The sequence below is a fragment of the Winogradskyella aquimaris genome (genome assembly GCF_042676105.1).
Classification (GTDB): Bacteria; Bacteroidota; Bacteroidia; order Flavobacteriales; family Flavobacteriaceae; genus Winogradskyella; species Winogradskyella aquimaris.
Genome location: NZ_JBHTJQ010000002.1, coordinates 298,726 through 318,250, shown reverse-complemented (window position 1 = coordinate 318,250; position 19,525 = coordinate 298,726). Strand labels below are relative to the sequence as shown.

Below are 19,525 nucleotides of genomic sequence, written 5' to 3'. Positions count from 1 at the left end.
CAATAAACTTATAAGCCAATAGCAAATAGCTAGAGGCAAAAAGCTTAAAATTAAAATAAAATGGCAAAAGATATAAAATTCGATATTGAAGCACGCGACGGACTTAAACGTGGAGTTGATGCTTTAGCAAATGCAGTAAAAGTAACTTTAGGACCAAAGGGTCGTAATGTTATTATTGGTAAATCATTTGGCGCACCTCAAGTGACTAAAGATGGTGTATCTGTAGCGAAAGAAATTGAGCTAGAAGATGAGCTAGAGAATATGGGAGCTCAAATGGTTAAAGAAGTAGCTTCTAAAACCAATGATTTAGCTGGTGATGGTACGACCACAGCAACCGTATTAGCACAAGCTATCGTAAAAGAAGGTTTAAAAAACGTTGCAGCAGGTGCTAACCCAATGGACTTAAAACGAGGCATAGACAAAGCTGTTGAAGCTATTGTTTCTAACCTTGATAAACAATCCCAAAAAGTTGGAAATTCTTCAGAGAAAATAAAACAAGTAGCTGCTATTTCTGCCAATAATGATGATACTATTGGTGAGTTAATTGCAAAAGCTTTTGACAAAGTTGGTAAAGAAGGTGTTATAACCGTAGAAGAAGCAAAGGGATTAGATACTTACGTGGATGTTGTTGAAGGTATGCAGTTTGACAGAGGATATTTGTCTCCATATTTTGTAACAGACTCTGACAAAATGGTAGCCGATTTAGAAAATCCATACATTTTATTATTTGATAAGAAGATTTCCAACCTACAAGAAATACTTCCAATCTTAGAGCCAGTAGCGCAATCTGGTCGTCCACTATTAATTATCGCAGAAGATGTTGAAGGGCAAGCCTTAGCAACATTAGTGGTTAACAAATTACGTGGTGGCCTAAAGATTGCTGCTGTTAAAGCACCTGGTTTTGGAGACAGACGTAAAGCAATGTTAGAGGATATCGCTATATTAACTGGTGGTACAGTAATCTCAGAAGAACGAGGGTTTTCTTTAGAAAATGCTGATTTAACTATGCTTGGAACTGCGGAAACCGTAACAATTGACAAGGATAATACTACGATTGTAAACGGACACGGCAAACAAAGTGATATCAAAGCTAGAGTTAACCAGATTAAAGCACAGATAGAGACTACTACCTCTGACTATGATAAAGAAAAGCTTCAGGAACGCTTAGCTAAATTAGCTGGTGGAGTTGCTGTATTATATGTTGGTGCAGCATCTGAAGTTGAAATGAAAGAAAAGAAAGATCGTGTTGACGATGCACTACATGCAACTCGTGCAGCTGTAGAAGAGGGTATCGTTGCTGGTGGTGGTGTTGCCCTTGTAAGAGCTAAAAAGATGCTAGAGAAAATCACTACTGAAAACTTAGACGAAACCACAGGTGTACAAATCGTGAATAAAGCGATCGAAGCTCCATTGAGAACTATTGTTGAGAATGCAGGTGGTGAAGGGTCTGTAGTAATAAACAAAGTTTTAGAAGGTAAAAAAGACTTTGGTTACGATGCAAAATCAGAGCAGTATGTAGATATGCTTAAAGCTGGTATTATCGATCCAAAGAAAGTAACTCGTATCGCTTTAGAGAATGCAGCTTCTGTGGCTGGTATGATCTTAACTACAGAGTGTGCTTTAGTTGATATTAAGGAAGATGCACCTGCGATGCCACCAATGGGTGGTGGAGGAATGCCAGGTATGATGTAATGGCAAATCGCCACAGATAATTATAGATTAAGTTCTACAAAAAAGCTAAAAGCCTTTGATGAAAATCAAGGGCTTTTTTTATACTATATAAAAATTTAACACTAAAAAACGCTTAGCTGATATTCCTCATTGAAATTGGATGAAATTGTTGTCATATTTGTGTATATACTAAAAATTTAATACCATGAAAACGTTGGAAGAAACTCGATTTATTGACAGAGTAGTCGAAACATTGAGAAAAGCAGCGATTGAAATAGAAGAGCTTCAGGTGCAAGCTGCGTTAGGAAAAGCTGAAGCTAAAAATAAGTATGAAGAGATCAAGAAAAAATTTAATCTAGTTCTACATGAAGCAAAATCTAAAATAGATTCTGGTAAAGAGGTGGCGCAAGACATAGACACAAAATTTGATGAATTGCGCGTTCAATTAGAACTTGGTAAAGCAGAAGGCCTTGATGCGTTTAAAGAGCAAAAGAAAGGTCTACTTGCTAAACTTCATGAAATTGAAGTGAATATCAAAACCAATAAACGTCTTAATGATATCTATGCGTTTGTATTACTGGAAATAGAAAAGTTTAAACTTAAGTTAGAAATCTTAGAACAAAAATTCATCAAAGGAAAGGAAGATGCCAAAGCATCGTTTGAAAAAGGTAAAACTGAATTCAACACTTTTATTGAAAAAATTAAAGCTAAATACGGTAAAAAAGAAGAAACCAAATGGGAACATTTCCAAGATGAAATTTCTGAGGCGTTTACACATTTTAAAAAGGCCTTTACACAGCCTTCTTAAGCTTTAAAATTACATAAATCAAAAGCGCAATGATTTAAATCGTTGCGCTTTTAATATTAGAATTGTTCTTACATTATTCATTCATATACCACCATTCATCATGGTCACCTTTTCTTATATCTTTTATCATACCAAAGGCCAGTACCATAGCAATGGCAATAAATACAATTCCAATTATAGAGATATTTCCCCACAGAGGCTCAATATTTGATACTATAAACATAGAAGCACCAATAATTAGTGCCGCCATTATAAAAGCTGTGATTATCTGTTTTGTAATTCTATTTATAGTATGTACCATTGGGTCAATACCTTTATGGGTTAAATCTACCTTAACCTCTCCTCTATTTATCTTCCGTATGGCATTTTTTAGATCTCTTGGGAAATCTTCCATATAATTTCCTAACTCATAGATAGAGTTAAGTGCTTTTTCACCAAACCTAATTGGACTAAAGCTTTTGGCAACTGCTCTCAATAAAAATGGTTTGGCAATGTCATACTGGTCTAGTTCTGGATCTAGTTTATGCACAACACCTTCTAATGTCACCATAGATCTTGCTAATAAGAAAAAATGAGTTGGTACCTTTAAGCCATGCTGTATAATGATATCTTTCAATTCTATTAAAATGGTACTCATTTCGTTTTTATGAACTGATCTTACATAGTATTTCTCAACGAACTCATTGATGTCAAACTCTAGCGCCCTAACATCTTTAATATTTGTATAATTGGATAATTGCTGTAATGCCTTGATTATACTATTGACATCACGTCTGGTAATTGCTATAAATAATTTACCAAATACTTCAATATCCCTCGGTAAAATACTACCCATCATACCAAAATCTAAATAGCAAATATGACTATTTGGAAGGACCAATAAATTACCAGGATGCGGATCTGCATGAAAGAAACCGTATTTAAATATTTGCTTAAAATAACTCTTAGTTAATCGTCTTGCTATGACTTTGACATCAATTTGCTTTTCAATTAATACGTCAAATTTGTCAATTTTTGTCCCAGATATAAACTCTAAGGCCAGTATTTTTGTCGTTGTAAACTCTCGATAAACTTTTGGCGCTTTTGCATAATTATCAGGACTCTGATCACCATTAATATTGTTATAAAAACGTTGTGCATTAATGGACTCATTTATAAAATCGAGTTCTTTTATGATGGCATCTTCAAAGTTTTTTACCAATCCAATAGGATCAAAAGTTTTAATAGAAGGAATACGCTTTTGAAGCAATTCTGCAATGCTGTACATTACCTTAATATCTTCCTCAATGGTTTCCTTAATTCCTGGTCGTTGAATTTTTAGTGCTACCCGCTTGCCATCTTTTAGTGTTACCTTATGTACTTGTGCCATGGATGCAGAAGCAAAAGGTTTTGGTTCAAACCATGCAAAAAGGTTTTCTACCGTGTCACCTAATTCATCCTCTACCATCTTCTTTGCAATTTCTTCTGGCATGGGTGGCACATTATCTAATAATTTTTCTAATTCAAACGTAAGTTTTAGCGGAACTAAATCTGGTCTATTACTCAATATTTGTCCAAACTTTACAAAAGTTGGTCCAAGCTCTTCACAGACCAACCTCATTTTTTCCCATTTCGTAAACCTCGAAGCGTTCTCACGTGAGGATCTGGGAACTAGTCTTCTTAATAATTCGAAGCGTTTTTTCTCTTCTAAATATTGCACTAAATCTTCAAACCCATATTTGACCAATACCTTAAGTATTTGGTTGTAACGAGTAACAGATTTATACCTTTTCCCTATATCTGTATAAAGGCTCATGTTATGATTTTAATTCCAGTTTATTTAATCTTGCTTCGAGTAGAGCAATGGAAGCATCTGCTTTTTCAAGTTTTTCTTGCAGAGCTTTAATATCATCTAAGTGTGCAATATTTATCTTTTTGTAGAATTTAGAGACGGTCTCTTCTATTTTGGTTTCTAACTCTAATTTTAACTGATCTGCCTTAAGTTTTAACCTATCCATTATTGGTAACTCGTTACCATCTTTATCTAATATGGGTTCAGAAACCAAACCATTTATATCCTTGGTTTTTACATCTGCCCAATCTCCAATGGTATCTAAAAGATGTGTATCTCTGGCTAAAACGTACAAGCTAGAAGATAGTGTAATTAATTCTATTAGTGTCTTAGTTTTCATGACTCCTGAGGTTAATAATTTCTATCTACAAGATATTACTAAACATAATGTCTTGAAATGATTTTAATCAGTTCATATATGGGTTTTGAAGCTTATTTTTACTGTATTAGAGCTTAATTAACTAAAATAATAAAGTCATGACATCTTCATTAATTTCATCAATAATGACAAAAAATGTAGTTTGCGTTTCCCCTAATCAAAAGATACTGGATGTGAAGCATATCTACGAAAAAAACAAGTTTCATCACCATATACCTGTAATTGAAAATAAAAAGTTAGTTGGTATGTTAAGTCTCATCGATTTTATGTATCACATTAAGGGCGCAGGACTTGACGATGGCGAAGAGGTATACAATACACTTAGTGTTAAAGATATTATGTCACCAAACCCGTATACTGTTGGCTCAGACACGGCTATAGATGACGTTGCAGAGGAATTATCAAAAGGACGTTATCGTGCTATACCAATATTAGAAAATGACACGCTAGTAGGTATCGTTTCAACTGCTGATATCATTAAACATTATTTAAAGAAATAAAAAAGCCCTTGATTTTCATCAAAGGCTTTTTCTTTATTATTAATTACTATTCTTTACTATGGTTCTTAACTACCTCCTTATCACGGTACTTACAACAGGCATTAACAGATTCATAAGCTTCTTTGGTTGCTTTTATCTCCTTAGTATCGTGACCTACTGCAGCAATGTTTTTGGAGATGGTCTTTAAATCGGTTTTGCGCTCATCATAAATGAGCTTCAACTCATGTGTATCGATATTCCAAACCGCGGATTTAACACCCTTGGTTTTAATAGCCGCCTTTTCAATACGTTCTTTACACATACCACACACTCCGTCAACTTCCATACTAGCTTTTGCATTTTTGTTTTGAGCAAATGTCATTGAAGTGAACATTACCGTTATTATTAAAATTACATTTTTCATTATTTATATTTTTTTTAGTTTAATCGATATCTAATTCCTGCGTAATACATACTACCAAATATTGGACCATAAACAAAATTGCTATCAAAGTTTGACCCAAAAGGGTTATCTGGACTAATGATAGGATTTGTTTGTCTCACATTGGTGATGTTCTCACCACCTAAATATACTTCAAAATTTGGAGAAAATACTTTAGTGACCTGAAGGTTTAAAGTACCAATCGTAGGTGAATACTCATCCAGCTGAAATTCGGGTACACTTATTTCGGTACTTGGAAATCGTTGGGAGTCCAACCAATTGTAAGTGGCATCGAACTTCCATTGAGAACCATTGCTTTTTGCTTCTGTTTCGTAAGCTGCATTCGCAAACAATCGGTTTCTAGGTATTAGCGGTTTTTCTAACTTACCAGAATTGTAATCGGTTTTAATATCGTAATACTTATAAGCTGTTCTTATATCAAATCCTTTAAAAGCATTATAATTAAATTCAAACTGAAAGCTATTAGCATAACTTTCTCCATCAAGATTATAGAAGTTAATTTCAAAAGGATTTTCCCAATCGACTACCACCTGATTTTGAAAATCAGTTCTGTAAAAATCAAAAGTGACGTCTGCTTTTTGACCAAAAAAATTAAAGCCTTGTAAATAACTGATTCCGTAATTCCAAGCAATTTCAGGGTCTAAACCATAAATTTTTCCACTTGCATTAAGAATGTTAATTTGTCTAGAACTGGCGAATAAATTTTGATTTTCCGCAAAAATATTAGCGCTTCGTTTACCTCTACCAATAGATGCCCTTAATGCCGATTTTTCCCATGGTGTATAACGCACATGAAGTCTTGGGGTAACAAAAAAGCCCAATCGGTTATGCTGATCTACCCTAACGCCAGCGGTTAAACTTAAGTCATCTAAATTATCAAAAGCATATTCAAAAAATCCACCTATCGAATTTTCTATACGCTCATAATTTGAAGTATTGACCACTTCATCATAACGATCGTAAGTAAAACTCAATCCTGTTTTTACTTTATGGCGCGAATCTGATATAATACTATTGTAGATTAAGTTAGAATATACACTACTATGGTTAATATCATAAATATTTAGTCCAAAATAAGAATCTTGCTTATGATAGCTAAATGCGGTCTGAAACCCTAAACTTTGATATGGAATTTCTGGATTTACATACCCTAGCTTGGTCATGACCTCGAACCGTTCGGTATTGATTTCACTTCCCCAGAAATTAGTTGTACCTCTATCTCTGTCGGGATCAAAATCTATTTGTCCTGCTTGGGTATGATCATTCAAATATCTCAGGCTAATAAAACTTACCAGACCTTTCTCTGGACTTGCATATTGCCAACGGTTCATAACATTAATCTGTTCTTTTAGAGGTACATCTAAGAAGGAATCATCATTTCTGTCAAACTTTTGATTCCTGAGATTGCCGTGAACATATATACCTGTACTCCATTTATCAGAAACTTTTTGATTAAAATGTGTATTCAATTCTAATCTACCGTTAGCACCTGCATACGCGTTTACAAACAATTTATCATCTGTTGCGGGCTTGACCAATTCCGTATTGATTTGGCCGGCAATGCTTTCGTAACCATTAATAACACTACCTGCTCCTTTTGTAATCTGAATACTTTCTACCCAAGTGCCTGGTATAAAACTCAATCCATAGGCTTGAGACGCACCACGAATTGCTGGAATATTCTCGGTGGCAATCAAAATATATGGGGAATTAAGCCCTAGCATTTTAATTTGTTTTGTTCCCGAAACGGCATCTGCAAAATTAACATCGATGGATGGATTGGTTTCAAAACTCTCAGATAGGTTACAGCAAGCAGCCTTCAGTAATTCATCCGCACTCACTGTCATGGTATTTGTAGCCTTTAAAAACGATTTTGATGTAGACTGTTTTCTAGATGTTACCGTTACGGCATCTAATTCTTCAGAAGCTTTTAAAACATGTTTGATATACCTGTTTTTATTTACAGTTAACGTATCGGTCTTAAACCCAACATAGCTAACTACCAATTTGTTGAATGAGAATTTATAAGGCAAAGAGAATGTACCATCTTCTGCAGTTATGGCACCTACTGAAGACCCTAACCAATAGACATTGGCACCTGGCAGTGGACTCTCAGTCCCATTAGAAGCTTCAAAAATAACTCCTTTCAATTGTTCGTCTTGTGCATGAACAAAAACCTGAAATATGCACATTAGAAATAAAGTCAGCTTTTTCATGCGGTATAGGTTCTAATCAACATTACTATTGCCATGACTATCATAATGGCATTTTCAATAAAGGTTGCTTTAGTCATTGGTAACTTCAACGCGGTGCCCAAACAAGCGCATTGAATGGACTTCTTGTCTAATAAGGTTTTAGTGACACCATAAGTGGTAATACCCAAAATTATTAGTGTTACGATTAGTGCAATATCTATTTGAAAACGTAAAAGGAAGAATAAGCCCAAAACAGTCTCTATAAATGGATATACCCAACCATAAGCAGGAAGAGCTTTTGCCAATGGGTCGTACATTCTAAAACTTTCTGGAAATCCTTTAAGATCCAATAGCTTAAAAAAGCTAAAAACGATATAAAACAAACCCATAAAATCAAGCATCATACTCTCAATATTCCAGGTCGTTCTATGTAATAGAATTGATGCCACTGAAATGTACCCTAATATTAGAAATAACGGTATTAGCTGTTTTAACTCACTTTTTTCATTCACAGAATTTTCAGAACCAAAAACATTCTTAGTTTCCTTTTCCGAAAGCGTATATTTATCTGGAAGTGCTTTTTGAAGCTCCTTAACTTCTATATGCTTTGTCATTTTTAAGGTTGCAGATTGGTTTTCTAAATTTACCTCTACATGGTCTACATCTGGTAAATCTGAAAGTGCCTTTTCTACTGATGCCTTGCAACCGTTACAGGTCATGCCTGTAACCTTATATGTATGTATCATAATGATTTGATTTAAAATTATCTATTGTCTTGTATTCTTATCAGAATACATGGTCCATGTAATTTTAAATCGACTAAATGAGGAAGGTTTCGTCTAAAATGTAAATATCCTTAATGAGTGTGGGAGGTGAATAATCCCGGTGAGGTATTATTTGCTTTGGTAAACTTTCATAAAGATTTACATAGGAATAGGCATAGGCAAATAAAACTGTCTTCTGAAATTTATGTAAGTCGTCAAAAGACTTTAATGTTAAGTCATCTTGTCCGGTAATAACATCAACCTCGTCCTTACAGCAGCTCTTATTTTTTATTGAAGTATTTGATGACATTTCTACCATTTCCATACCACATTTTTCACTAGCTGTAAAAATGGCAACGTCAACTAAAGTATTACCACAATAATGCTTTTCAACCTTAAAAGACATTGTTGAAAACAATATGACAAATGACAATACTGAAGAAACTATTCTATGAGATAAAGCTATTTTCACATGGCAAAGTTACAAAATTCAATGACGTAATAATAAAATTATAAAATCCTTAACGATTGAGCTTATAATAGTAAAACGCTGGTAATAATAAAATTAACCCAATAGGTTGAATCAAAAAGCGACGTATATTAAAAAACAAATAATAGTCCTCTTGCCTTGGGTTAATCACAAAGTATAAAAACGGAATTAATAGAAATATGTAAGCAATAACATATAACAATACTGTAAATTTTATCATCACTTTGTCATCAAAAATAAAATATAGAATTCCTAATGACGCCAAAGTATTTAATAAAAACCGTAAGCTCGTGAAGAACACCAATTTAGCCACTTCACGCCTTGGGTTGTCTATATAGAGATAATCACTTTCAAAAAACGTAAGGTATGGATCGTAAAACAAATAATCTTCAAACCCTCTAATAGCAACTAAAACAAGAAGAAGCAAAACCACTAATATGTAACGTGTAAGTTTAGGCATTTGCTTTTAAATTTTTAGAAAATCGATTGACCCAAAACATCCATAGTAAAAACACCGTTCCATAAATCAACATAGGAAAGATGACATTATGCAGCACCTCTCGCCTCCATGGATAGTGATATAGACCTGCAGATAAAATGACAATACGTATGAGATTAAACGAGTAAATAATAATGCTTCCAGCAAAACAATAAAAAAAGGTTGTTTTAAGTTTACCTGAAAAGGCAATAATAAAAGACAGAAACAAAATAATGATACTTATAGCATTACAACCTTCTATAACCCTTGCTACAAATTTGCCGTTGATGATAACTTTCATAGACGGCTCTTTTGGATGTGGTAAGACATTGGCCTCATAACCAACACTATTTAGTAAAGCGTCGGTTTGCCTAGCGACCAAATTGGTCATGTAATCCGGATAATATTTAGAGCCATCTGATAATTTCAAATATAAATTATACCCAATCGTTAAGACACTATACACCAATAAAAATGTAATTATGAATTTAATAACAAGCTTATATTTTGTAAGAAGTTCTCTCAATCGGAAAAATTATTTCATGTCGGCTGTTAAATTTATGAAAAGCCCAATTCATAATTCAAGCTTTTAGATATTTTTACCAAAAATTTGCAATTATGACTTTTGAAAGCCTTAAACCCGAAATTAAAACGATTGTTTTAAATGATAAACTTTCTGTGGATGAACGTTTACTTAAAATCTGTGAACTACTAGAAGCGAATATTGATTATTATAATTGGGTAGGTTTTTATTTTAAAAACGGTGATAAAAATGAGTTGAAGCTAGGCCCATACGTGGGTGAACCGACCGACCATACGATTATTCCGTTTGGGAAAGGGATTTGTGGCCAAGTAGCAGTGAGTAACAAAAACTTTGTGGTACCAGATGTGTCTGCTCAAGACAATTATATTGCCTGTAGTATTACCGTTAAAGCAGAAATTGTAATCCCAATATTTGTAAATGGTGAAAATATTGGTCAGATAGACATAGACTCTAACACTCCTGACCCATTTACTGAAGCTGATGAGCGCTTTTTAGAGTTTGTTTGTGCAGAAGTAGCTCAAATTATCTAGTAAAATAACTAACAACTCTCATTGATACCTTAGTAATAATATTTGCTACCAAAAACAAAACGACTAAGTAGATAAGATTAAGCCAAAACATAAAATTGGTAAAATCCCAAGCCCAATGTACGGTTTTATTTATTCCTATGACTCCGTCATAAAAATAACTAAACATCACTAGGATTAAAGTTATTTATACAATAAAAAAGTATTTCCAAAACTGCTTCTTCATAAGGGTCTTACATTCCAGTTCTAATAGCCTCTACTGGGTCTAATCTTGAGGCAGTCAATGCGGGAATTACTCCTGACAATAGCCCAATGAAAGAAGAAATAAAAAAGCCTATAATCATATTTTTTGGTGATAACACAAAGGTGAAATCTTCGGTGAGATTACTACCAATTAATGTTCCTATCCAAACCAAGAATAAACCAACCACTCCACCGACGATGGCTAAGATCACTGCTTCAAACAAAAACTGAAATAGGATGAAGCGGTTTTTAGCTCCTAATGATTTCTGTATACCAATAAGATTGGTACGCTCCTTAACACTTACAAACATGATATTTGCAATTCCAAACCCACCAACCAACAATGAAAAACCACTAATAATCCAACCGATCATATTAAGCGTCCCAATAATATTATCTATAGCATCCTGTAGTCCAGAAATAACACTAATAAAAAATGTGTTTATTTCATCTGGTTTTAGTCCTCTTCTTGAACGCATAATCTGTATAACTTCAGATTTCAAACCTGCAATGTCAGCTCCTTTTTTAGGTTTTATTATGACTATATTTTTAAAAAACGGGTTGTTTTTCCCGAGTTTATTTCTCACAAAATTTGCTGGAAGAAATATAGAAATATCGTTGCTATCACCGAACAATCCAGATCCTTCCTTTTTTACCACACCAATGACAGTGAACTTTTGACCATATAATCTGACCTTTTTACCAATGGGATCAAATTCTCCAAAAAGTGATTTTGCAATTTCTGATCCAATAACAACTACGGCCTTACCAGCATTGGACTCCGCTTCATTATAAAATCGTCCACTTTCAAATTCTAATACCTGAATATCCGTGAATTCATTAGACACTACAACTGTATTAACACTCTGCACCAATTCAGACTCGTACCTAATATTCTCTCTTCTTACAAAAATTTGGAAAGCAACGTGTTCTGCCTCGGTCAAAGATGACTTTAAACTTCTGTATTCATTATAGGATATTTCATCAAATTGTTCATATTTCCAACGTGGAACTTGTGTTGGGCCAAATGAAATATTGGCAAGATACATGGTATTACTATCCAAGGCACTAAGCTGAGAGGTTATCGTCTTGTCTAAAGAATCAACAGCCGCTAAAACCGCAATTATTGAGAAAATACCAACTGTAACACCCAATAGCGATAAAAAAGTTCTTAATTTATTGTTTCTCAATGCATTTATTGCAAACGAGAAACTCTCTCTAAGAAGGCGTAAATATAAAAGCATAAAGTTTTTTTATACAATGCCTAAAGATAAACGCTTCTAAAGTAATTACGGAATTGGAAGATCTTTATTTTTAATAATTTAAATTTACATTCCTGTACGTATAGCCTCAACAGGATCTAATCTCGAAGCAGAAAATGCTGGTATGACGCCAGACAGTAATCCGATAAACGTTGATAGTGCAAAACCTAAAAACATATTTCCAAAAGAAAGGACAAAGGTAAAGTCATCACCCACAACCCCATTCATTATTAAAGCCGTCATCCATACTAGAAACAGTCCAATTAAACCACCAACAACAGCTAAGATTACGGCTTCAAACAAAAACTGAAATAAAATAAAACGATTTTTGGCACCTAGAGATTTCTGTATTCCAATAAGATTGGTACGTTCCTTAACACTAACAAACATAATGTTTGCAATCCCAAAGCCACCAACTAAGAGCGAAAAACCGCTAATCACCCAACCAACTAAATTAAGTGTACCTATGATTGCATCTACAAAAGATACCAATCCCGATAATTTATTCACAAAGAAATTATCATCTTCATCTGCTTTGAGCCCTCTATAATTTCTGAATTTTTGCTTTAATACACTCTCAAAAGCACCTATATCTACATCCGCTTTTGGTTTTATAACTATGGCACCTGGAAGACCGTTTACTCCACCATTTCTAAACTGTCTTACAAAATTTGCGGGAACAAAGGCTTTGCCGTCTGGAGAATCTCCCAAGCCAGCACCATACTTCTTAAGCACACCAATAACTGTTAATTTTCGTCCGTAGACTCTCACTACTTTTCCTATTGGGTTAGACTCACCAAATAAATTTTCGGCTAGCTCAGAACCCATCACAATTACAGGAGCACCAGTATCTGATTCTAACTCTGAATAAAATCGCCCCTTTTCAACTTTTAAATCATCAATAGTATAAATCCCATGAGAAATAGGCGTAACCTCAACATTACTAAGGGTTTCAGCCTGATACCTAATTGTTTCCATACCGCCAAAAATTACGTAGGCAGACTCTTCAATATCTGGTATATTTCGTCTTACAAACTCGTAATCATCATATTCGGTTTGCGGAAAGTTATCACGTTTCCATCTCGGCACATTAGTCGGCCCAAAAGAATATTTGGTGAGGTACATGGTATTTTTATCTAATCCAGACAGATTTTCCTTGATGTCTCTGTCTAAGGAATCAACAGCGGCCAAAACCGCAATAATAGAAAAGATACCCACAGTAACCCCTAAAAGGGATAAAAAAGTGCGCAACTTATTATTTCTTAAGGCATTTAATGCAAAAGAAAAACTCTCTTTGATTACTCTTAAATAAACAAGCATGAATCCAGTTGTTTTGAAACAATTTAAAGATAGGACGTTTTCAACAATTTATTGTTACAAAAAACTTAAAGAAACTCATATTAGCCACAGGATAATCCTATGGTTTATTTTATTTTTGCAGCATCAAAATCACAACACAACACTATGAGCAACAAAACCATATCCTCAGCACTAATTTCAGTTTTTAGTAAAGACGGATTAGAACCGATCGTAAAAAAATTAAATGATCTTAACGTTACCATTTATTCTACAGGTGGAACAGAAAAATTTATTAAAGATTTAGGTATTAATGTCGTACCCGTAGAAGATGTTACCTCATACCCTTCAATATTAGGTGGCCGCGTTAAAACACTTCATCCAAAAGTTTTTGGTGGTATTTTAAATCGTCAAAATCATGAAGGTGATGTTGCCGAACTTGCTGAGTTTGATATTCCACAAATAGATTTGGTTATTGTAGACTTATATCCATTTGAAAAAACGGTAGCTTCTGGAGCGAGCAATCAAGATATTATTGAAAAAATTGATATTGGTGGTATTTCCCTTATCAGGGCAGCTGCAAAAAACTATGCAGATGTGACTTGTGTATCCTCTGTAGACGATTATGCCGAATTCTTAGAATTACTAGAATCAAAAAACGGAGAGACTTCTGAGGACGATCGTAAACGTTTTGCAACTAAGGCTTTTAATGTGTCTTCACATTACGACACCTCCATCTTTAATTATTTCAATCAAAACCACGATGAAGCTGCCTTAAAGATTAGTGAAACCAAAGGTAAAGTACTTCGCTATGGTGAGAATCCTCATCAAAAAGGATTTTTCTTTGGTGATTTCGATGCTATGTTCACAAAACTTCATGGTAAAGAACTAAGCTATAACAACCTTTTAGACGTTGATGCCGCTGTAAATCTTATCTTAGAATTTAAAGGTGAAGCGCCAACATTTGCCATTTTAAAACACAATAATGCTTGTGGATTTGCACAACGTGAAACCGTCCATCAAGCTTATGTAGATGCGTTGGCAGGAGATCCTGTATCCGCTTTTGGAGGTATTTTGATTTGTAATACTGAAATAGATAAGGTGACCGCAGAAGAAATTCACAAACTGTTCTGTGAAGTGGTCATTGCTCCTTCATTTAGTCAAGATGCTCTTGAAATTTTGAAAGGAAAGAAAAACCGAATTCTTTTAGTATTAAACGATGTAGAGCTTCCAAAAACTACGGTAAGAAACTGTCTCAATGGTGTTTTAGTGCAAGAACGTGATGCCAAGACTGATGGCAAAGATGATTTGACAACTGTGACCAAGGTTGCGCCGACACCTGAGCAAATAGACGATTTAATTTTTGCTTCCAAATTATGTAAACACACCAAGTCCAATACTATTGTGTTGGCAAAAAACAAACAACTTTGCGCTAGTGGCACTGGGCAAACAAGTCGTGTAGATGCCTTAAACCAGGCCATTCACAAGGCTAAGTCATTTAATTTTGATTTAGATAGAGCAGTAATGGCGAGTGATGCATTTTTTCCTTTTCCAGATTGCGTAGAGATCGCAGATAAAGCAGGTATTAAAGCGGTGATTCAACCTGGAGGGTCCATCAAAGATGAGCTGAGTATCAATTATTGTAATGAAAATGATGTAGCTATGGTCTTTACAGGCACACGTCATTTTAAGCATTAAAAAATATATTTAGTAAAAACATCTATAGTCGCAGAAATAACGTATAATTTATTACATTTACGCATAGTCATTAACTTTGACTAGAATAACCCAAATTAATATTATAAACGCGCATGGGATTTTTTGATTTCCTAACGGAAGAAATAGCCATTGATTTAGGAACCGCAAACACTTTAATAATACACAACGACAAAGTTGTTGTAGATAACCCGTCTATTGTTGCAAGAGACCGCATTAGCGGCAAAATAATTGCAGTTGGCAAGGAAGCCAATATGATGCAGGGTAAAACGCATGAGAATATCAAAACCATTAGACCTCTTAAAGATGGGGTTATTGCAGATTTTGATGCCTCTGAGCAGATGATTAGTATGTTTATAAAGAACATACCTGCCTTAAAGAAAAAGTTTTTTAACCCAGCGCTACGAATGGTGGTTTGTATCCCTTCGGGAATTACCGAAGTTGAAATGCGAGCTGTAAAGGAATCTTGTGAACGTGTTAATGGAAAAGAGGTTTATCTTATTCATGAGCCCATGGCTGCAGCTATAGGTATTGGCGTTGACATCATGCAACCAAAAGGTAATATGATTGTGGATATTGGTGGTGGTACTACAGAAATTGCAGTTATCGCACTAGGTGGGATTGTTTGTGATAAATCCGTAAAAGTGGCAGGAGATGTATTTACAAATGATATCATTTACTACATGCGCACCCAACACAATTTATACGTGGGTGACAGAACTGCTGAAAAAATAAAGATTCAAATTGGTGCAGCAACAGAAGATTTAGAATTACCACCTGAGGATATGAGCGTTCAGGGACGTGATCTACTGACAGGTAAACCAAAGCAAGTTCAAATTTCATACAGAGAGATTGCTAAAGCTCTGGATAAGTCTATTTTAAGAATTGAAGATTCCGTAATGGAGACCCTATCACAAACCCCACCAGAATTGGCAGCTGACATTTATAATACAGGTATTTATCTTGCAGGTGGCGGGTCCATGTTACGAGGCTTAGACAAGCGTCTGTCCCAAAAAACAGATTTACCAGTATATATTGCTGAAGATCCATTAAGAGCCGTAGTACGAGGTACGGGAATTGTACTTAAAAACTTAGCTAAATACAAAAGCGTATTGATAAAATAAAAGGTTAATAAATGCAACAAATCATCAATTTTGTTATACGAAACAAAACTTTTCTGTTGTTTTTATTCCTTTTTTGTGTTGGTTTAGCACTAACTATTCAATCACATTCCTATCATAAAAGCAAGTTTATAAATTCTGCAAATTCGTTATCGGGCGGAGTTTATGGAACCGTAAATTCCATTGATAAATATTTCAGTTTAGAGCGGGAGAATGAAATTTTAGCTGAAGAAAACAAATATCTACGTGAGCAACTTTTCAATAGGAGTGATTCACAAGCTAATTTTGTGGTGGATTCGTCATTTTCAAATGAAACATACCGAATAACAATCGCTGAAGTTTATAAAAATAGTTACTCACTAACCAATAACTATTTGACCATAAATAAAGGTACGACCGATAGCATTAAACAAGATTTCGGTGTTATTACATCAAAAGGGATAATAGGCATTATCGATGCCACTTCAAGCAATTATGCCAGAGTCCTCTCCATTTTAAGTAAAAAGAGCAGGATTAATGCAAAGCTAAAGAGATCCAATCATATTGGTTCTCTAATATGGAATGGAAAGTCACCAGAGTTTGTGCAACTTGTAGATGTTTCAACATTTGCTCCAGTAAAAGTTGGTGATACCATAGTTACAGGCGGACAATCTTCAATATTTCCAAAAGGAATTAACATAGGTTCTATTGATAGTTTTGAAACTGATATTAGTGGCGATACTTATACCATACAAGTAAGATTGTTCAATGACATGACTAATATTGGAAAAATATATATTCTTCAAAATTTAGATAGAGATGAGATGTTAACACTTCAAAGAAGCGGGAATGAATAATATACTCAGTGCAAATAGTATTCGATTTGTCATTCTACTGCTCGCGCAAGTGATTATTTGTAGTCATATAAATTTTATGGGCTACATTAATCCTTACATCTATATCATATTTGTCTTTCTGTTTCCAATTAGAGAAAATCGATTGGTACTGCTGGTAATTAGTTTTTTGTTGGGTCTATTGGTAGATATATTTTTAGATTCAGGCGGTGTGCATGCAACGGCCTCTGTATTATTGGCATATGCAAGGCCCGTATTTCTAAAGACATCGTTTGGGATGTTGTATGAGCATCAAAGTATTAAATTCACTAATACAGAATTAGGTAGTTTAATTACTTACATTACACTTGGCACTTTAACTCATCATATCATGCTCTTTTCGCTAGAAGTTTTTAGCGTAACTAGTATACTTTTAATCTTAAAAAAAACGTTATTCTCTAGTATTTTCACTATAATACTTTGTATCCTGATTATAATTCTATTTAGTAGAAACAAAAAATGAGAAAACTATTACTCTTAACCACTGTTATACTTGTTGGCCTTGTGTTTTTAGCACGCCTCTTCTATCTACAAGTCTATGGAGGTTATGAATACGATATTTTTGAGGATACAGCTATCAAAACCGAATATACTTACCCAAAACGTGGTTATGTGTATGATAGGAATGGTAAATTATTAGTAGCCAACCAACCTTCCTATGATGTGATGGTCATCCCTAGAGAGGTTAAATTGATGGATTCGTCAAATCTAAAGGAGTTTTGTGACCTGCTAAAAATCACTGAAGAAGAATTTCGTAAAAAATTAGAACGCGCCAATAACTACTCACCTAGACTACCGTCTCCTTTTGTGCCTCAATTATCAAAATCAGATTACGCTGTACTGCAAGAAAAAATGAGAAAATACGAAGGCTTTTACATACAAAAACGCTCGTTACGATCTTATCAGACGTCTATTGGAGCTAACGTATTAGGCAGTATAGGAGAAGTAAATCGATCTACCATAAAAAGAGAACCCTATTATAAACTAGGCGATTTAATAGGAAAAGAAGGTGTTGAAAAATCTTACGAAGAAGTTCTGCGCGGTACAAAAGGGATTAAGTTTATTCAAAAGGACAGATTCAACAAAAATATTGGTCCTTTTAAAGAAGGTATTTTAGATACACTGCCTGTTCCTGGCAAGGACATCAAAATCACTATCGATTCAGAACTTCAAGCCTACGGTGAACTTTTAATGAAACATAAACGCGGTGGGATTGTAGCTATCGAGCCCAGCAGTGGTGAAATTTTGGCTATGGTTACAGGCCCAAGTTACAATCCAAATATTTTGGTTGGTAGAAATCGATCGAAAAATTATACCAAACTCCATTATGATAGTATTGCTAAACCACTCTTCGATAGAGGTTTGCTAGCCCAATATCCGCCTGGCTCACCCTTTAAAGTCATCAATGCTTTGATAGGTTTGCAAGAAGGTGTTGTAGATGAGCATGATACGTTTACTTGTAGAATGGGTTATTACTATGGCGGCAGACGTCTAACTGGCTGTCATCACCACAGAAGTCCCGTAAATATGAATATGGGCATTGCTCAATCTTGTAATGCTTATTTCATTAATGTTTATAGGCGTATCATAGATAAATATGATGATGCAGGCGAAGGTATGAACAAGTGGGCGGCACACGCCAAAAGTTTTGGATTGGGTAATTTTTTAAATAATGATTTATCAGTAGGTCGCCCTGGTCGCATACCAGATGGAGATTACTATGATCGCGCTTACGGTGATAATCGTTGGGGCTCTACATACATTGTATCCAATGCTATTGGTCAAGGCGAGGTAGAGGCTACACCCATTCAATTGGCTAACATGGCTGCTGCCATTGGAAATCGCGGGTATTATTACACTCCTCATATCATAAAAAATATTGAAGGTGATACGATCCCATCTGAATTTACAACTCCAAAATATACTACTATTGACAGACAACATTTTGAACCTGTCATTCAAGGCATGTTTGACGTATTTAACGACGGAACAGCAAAAGCACTTAAAGTTGAAGGTATAGACATATGTGGAAAAACGGGTACTGCAGAAAACTTTGCAATTATTGATGGAAAAAAAACTCAGTTAACAGACCATTCTATATTTGTAGCTTTTGCACCTAAAGATAATCCTAAAATAGCTATTGCAGTTTTTGTCGAAAATGGGTATTGGGGAAGTCGTTTTGCGGGAAGAATGGCCAGTTTAATGATTGAAAAATATATTAAAGGGCACATAACCAGAACAGACTTAGAAAACTGGATTCTGACGCATAGCCTTGAAAATGAATATGCCAAACCGCTTTCTGGCGAATCTTTTAAAATAAATGGGGAAACCACACTTCAGGTTATTGATAATTATGCCATAAAACCTGAAGAGCCAAATCCTTAAA

19 protein-coding genes are annotated in these 19,525 nt (G+C 34.7%); 9 read left to right on the top strand and 10 right to left on the bottom strand.

The window, feature by feature from the left end:
• Window positions 1-60 precede the first annotated feature (60 nt).
• Window positions 61-1,692: a chaperonin GroEL gene (gene groL, locus ACFQ1K_RS01980; protein ID WP_320555337.1), complete on the top strand. Its 1,632-nt coding sequence runs from the start codon at window positions 61-63 to the stop codon at window positions 1,690-1,692.
• A gap of 184 nt (window positions 1,693-1,876) precedes the next feature.
• Window positions 1,877-2,479, top strand: coding sequence for a hypothetical protein (locus ACFQ1K_RS01975; protein ID WP_320555338.1), 603 nt, complete (start codon window positions 1,877-1,879; stop codon window positions 2,477-2,479).
• 73 nt (window positions 2,480-2,552) lie between these two features.
• Here the strand turns inward: ACFQ1K_RS01975 and ACFQ1K_RS01970 are convergent, their stop codons facing one another.
• Together ACFQ1K_RS01970 and ACFQ1K_RS01965 are read right to left on the bottom strand one after the other, a co-directional pair.
• On the bottom strand, window positions 2,553-4,274 hold the full coding sequence (locus ACFQ1K_RS01970; protein ID WP_320555339.1) for an ABC1 kinase family protein: 1,722 nt from the start codon (window positions 4,272-4,274) through the stop codon (window positions 2,553-2,555).
• Window position 4,275: 1 nt separating this feature from the next.
• On the bottom strand, window positions 4,276-4,650 hold the full coding sequence (locus ACFQ1K_RS01965; RefSeq protein WP_320555340.1) for a hypothetical protein: 375 nt from the start codon (window positions 4,648-4,650) through the stop codon (window positions 4,276-4,278).
• Between the two features lie 137 nt (window positions 4,651-4,787).
• On the opposite strand from ACFQ1K_RS01965, the gene ACFQ1K_RS01960 reads away from it, so the two are divergent.
• On the top strand, window positions 4,788-5,189 hold the full coding sequence (locus ACFQ1K_RS01960; RefSeq protein WP_386133663.1) for a CBS domain-containing protein: 402 nt from the start codon (window positions 4,788-4,790) through the stop codon (window positions 5,187-5,189).
• A 46-nt stretch (window positions 5,190-5,235) separates the two neighbouring features.
• Here ACFQ1K_RS01960 and ACFQ1K_RS01955 read toward each other — a convergent pair whose 3' ends face one another.
• The 6 genes from ACFQ1K_RS01955 to xrtF all read right to left on the bottom strand — a co-directional run bounded on the left by ACFQ1K_RS01955 (window position 5,236) and on the right by xrtF (window position 10,084).
• Entirely contained in the window at window positions 5,236-5,592 is a 357-nt protein-coding gene (locus ACFQ1K_RS01955) for a heavy-metal-associated domain-containing protein (RefSeq protein WP_320555341.1), read from the bottom strand.
• A 14-nt stretch (window positions 5,593-5,606) separates the two neighbouring features.
• Window positions 5,607-7,847: a TonB-dependent receptor gene (locus ACFQ1K_RS01950; RefSeq protein WP_320555342.1), complete on the bottom strand. Its 2,241-nt coding sequence runs from the start codon at window positions 7,845-7,847 to the stop codon at window positions 5,607-5,609.
• The gene (locus ACFQ1K_RS01945; RefSeq protein WP_320555343.1) at window positions 7,844-8,572 is read right to left on the bottom strand and encodes a heavy metal translocating P-type ATPase; all 729 of its coding nucleotides are present in this window, start codon (window positions 8,570-8,572) and stop codon (window positions 7,844-7,846) included. The genes ACFQ1K_RS01950 and ACFQ1K_RS01945 overlap by 4 nt, the downstream gene beginning before the upstream one ends.
• A 73-nt stretch (window positions 8,573-8,645) precedes the next feature.
• The gene (locus ACFQ1K_RS01940) at window positions 8,646-9,062 is read right to left on the bottom strand and encodes an HYC_CC_PP family protein (protein WP_386133659.1); all 417 of its coding nucleotides are present in this window, start codon (window positions 9,060-9,062) and stop codon (window positions 8,646-8,648) included.
• A gap of 49 nt (window positions 9,063-9,111) precedes the next feature.
• The gene (locus tag ACFQ1K_RS01935; protein ID WP_320555345.1) at window positions 9,112-9,540 is read right to left on the bottom strand and encodes an exosortase F system-associated membrane protein; all 429 of its coding nucleotides are present in this window, start codon (window positions 9,538-9,540) and stop codon (window positions 9,112-9,114) included.
• Entirely contained in the window at window positions 9,533-10,084 is a 552-nt protein-coding gene (xrtF, locus tag ACFQ1K_RS01930) for an exosortase family protein XrtF (RefSeq protein WP_320555346.1), read from the bottom strand. Before xrtF ends, ACFQ1K_RS01935 begins: the two co-directional genes overlap by 8 nt.
• Window positions 10,085-10,176: 92 nt before the next feature.
• Between xrtF and ACFQ1K_RS01925 the strand changes: the two genes are divergently transcribed.
• Complete coding sequence (locus ACFQ1K_RS01925; RefSeq protein ID WP_320555347.1) at window positions 10,177-10,632, top strand: GAF domain-containing protein; 456 nt, start codon at window positions 10,177-10,179, stop codon at window positions 10,630-10,632.
• 230 nt (window positions 10,633-10,862) lie between these two features.
• On the opposite strand, the gene ACFQ1K_RS01920 is transcribed toward ACFQ1K_RS01925, so the two are convergent.
• On the bottom strand, window positions 10,863-12,116 hold the full coding sequence (locus tag ACFQ1K_RS01920) for an ABC transporter permease (RefSeq protein ID WP_320555348.1): 1,254 nt from the start codon (window positions 12,114-12,116) through the stop codon (window positions 10,863-10,865).
• Window positions 12,117-12,200: 84 nt separating this feature from the next.
• A complete protein-coding gene (locus ACFQ1K_RS01915) occupies window positions 12,201-13,454 on the bottom strand; it encodes an ABC transporter permease (RefSeq protein WP_320555349.1) in 1,254 nt (417 codons plus the stop codon).
• A gap of 144 nt (window positions 13,455-13,598) precedes the next feature.
• Between ACFQ1K_RS01915 and purH the strand changes: the two genes are divergently transcribed.
• From purH to mrdA, 5 genes are all read left to right on the top strand, one after another.
• Window positions 13,599-15,128 (top strand): bifunctional phosphoribosylaminoimidazolecarboxamide formyltransferase/IMP cyclohydrolase, encoded by a 1,530-nt coding sequence (purH, locus tag ACFQ1K_RS01910; RefSeq protein ID WP_320555350.1) that lies wholly within the window; start codon window positions 13,599-13,601, stop codon window positions 15,126-15,128.
• A gap of 113 nt (window positions 15,129-15,241) precedes the next feature.
• Window positions 15,242-16,270, top strand: coding sequence for a rod shape-determining protein (locus ACFQ1K_RS01905; protein WP_320555351.1), 1,029 nt, complete (start codon window positions 15,242-15,244; stop codon window positions 16,268-16,270).
• An 11-nt stretch (window positions 16,271-16,281) separates the two neighbouring features.
• Window positions 16,282-17,103 carry a rod shape-determining protein MreC gene (gene mreC, locus ACFQ1K_RS01900; protein ID WP_320555352.1) on the top strand — a complete coding sequence of 274 codons (822 nt, stop codon included), beginning with the start codon at window positions 16,282-16,284 and terminating at the stop codon, window positions 17,101-17,103.
• The gene (gene mreD, locus ACFQ1K_RS01895) at window positions 17,096-17,602 is read left to right on the top strand and encodes a rod shape-determining protein MreD (protein ID WP_320555353.1); all 507 of its coding nucleotides are present in this window, start codon (window positions 17,096-17,098) and stop codon (window positions 17,600-17,602) included. The genes mreC and mreD overlap by 8 nt, the downstream gene beginning before the upstream one ends.
• Window positions 17,599-19,524, top strand: a complete 1,926-nt coding sequence (gene mrdA, locus ACFQ1K_RS01890) for a penicillin-binding protein 2 (protein ID WP_320555354.1) — start codon at window positions 17,599-17,601, stop codon at window positions 19,522-19,524. Before mreD ends, mrdA begins: the two co-directional genes overlap by 4 nt.
• Window position 19,525: the final 1 nt, after the last annotated feature.

Bases quoted from the DNA above. Each gene is read 5' to 3' on its own strand.
- groL (WP_320555337.1), top strand. From the start codon at position 61: ATGGCAAAAGATATAAAATTCGATATTGAAGCACGCGACGGACTTAAA.
- ACFQ1K_RS01975 (WP_320555338.1), top strand. From the start codon at position 1,877: ATGAAAACGTTGGAAGAAACTCGATTTATTGACAGAGTAGTCGAAACA.
- ACFQ1K_RS01970 (WP_320555339.1), bottom strand. From the start codon at position 4,274: ATGAGCCTTTATACAGATATAGGGAAAAGGTATAAATCTGTTACTCGT.
- ACFQ1K_RS01965 (WP_320555340.1), bottom strand. From the start codon at position 4,650: ATGAAAACTAAGACACTAATAGAATTAATTACACTATCTTCTAGCTTG.
- ACFQ1K_RS01960 (WP_386133663.1), top strand. From the start codon at position 4,788: ATGACATCTTCATTAATTTCATCAATAATGACAAAAAATGTAGTTTGC.
- ACFQ1K_RS01955 (WP_320555341.1), bottom strand. From the start codon at position 5,592: ATGAAAAATGTAATTTTAATAATAACGGTAATGTTCACTTCAATGACA.
- ACFQ1K_RS01950 (WP_320555342.1), bottom strand. From the start codon at position 7,847: ATGAAAAAGCTGACTTTATTTCTAATGTGCATATTTCAGGTTTTTGTT.
- ACFQ1K_RS01945 (WP_320555343.1), bottom strand. From the start codon at position 8,572: ATGATACATACATATAAGGTTACAGGCATGACCTGTAACGGTTGCAAG.
- ACFQ1K_RS01935 (WP_320555345.1), bottom strand. From the start codon at position 9,540: ATGCCTAAACTTACACGTTACATATTAGTGGTTTTGCTTCTTCTTGTT.
- ACFQ1K_RS01925 (WP_320555347.1), top strand. From the start codon at position 10,177: ATGACTTTTGAAAGCCTTAAACCCGAAATTAAAACGATTGTTTTAAAT.
- ACFQ1K_RS01920 (WP_320555348.1), bottom strand. From the start codon at position 12,116: ATGCTTTTATATTTACGCCTTCTTAGAGAGAGTTTCTCGTTTGCAATA.
- ACFQ1K_RS01915 (WP_320555349.1), bottom strand. From the start codon at position 13,454: ATGCTTGTTTATTTAAGAGTAATCAAAGAGAGTTTTTCTTTTGCATTA.
- purH (WP_320555350.1), top strand. From the start codon at position 13,599: ATGAGCAACAAAACCATATCCTCAGCACTAATTTCAGTTTTTAGTAAA.
- ACFQ1K_RS01905 (WP_320555351.1), top strand. From the start codon at position 15,242: ATGGGATTTTTTGATTTCCTAACGGAAGAAATAGCCATTGATTTAGGA.
- mreC (WP_320555352.1), top strand. From the start codon at position 16,282: ATGCAACAAATCATCAATTTTGTTATACGAAACAAAACTTTTCTGTTG.
- mreD (WP_320555353.1), top strand. From the start codon at position 17,096: ATGAATAATATACTCAGTGCAAATAGTATTCGATTTGTCATTCTACTG.
- mrdA (WP_320555354.1), top strand. From the start codon at position 17,599: ATGAGAAAACTATTACTCTTAACCACTGTTATACTTGTTGGCCTTGTG.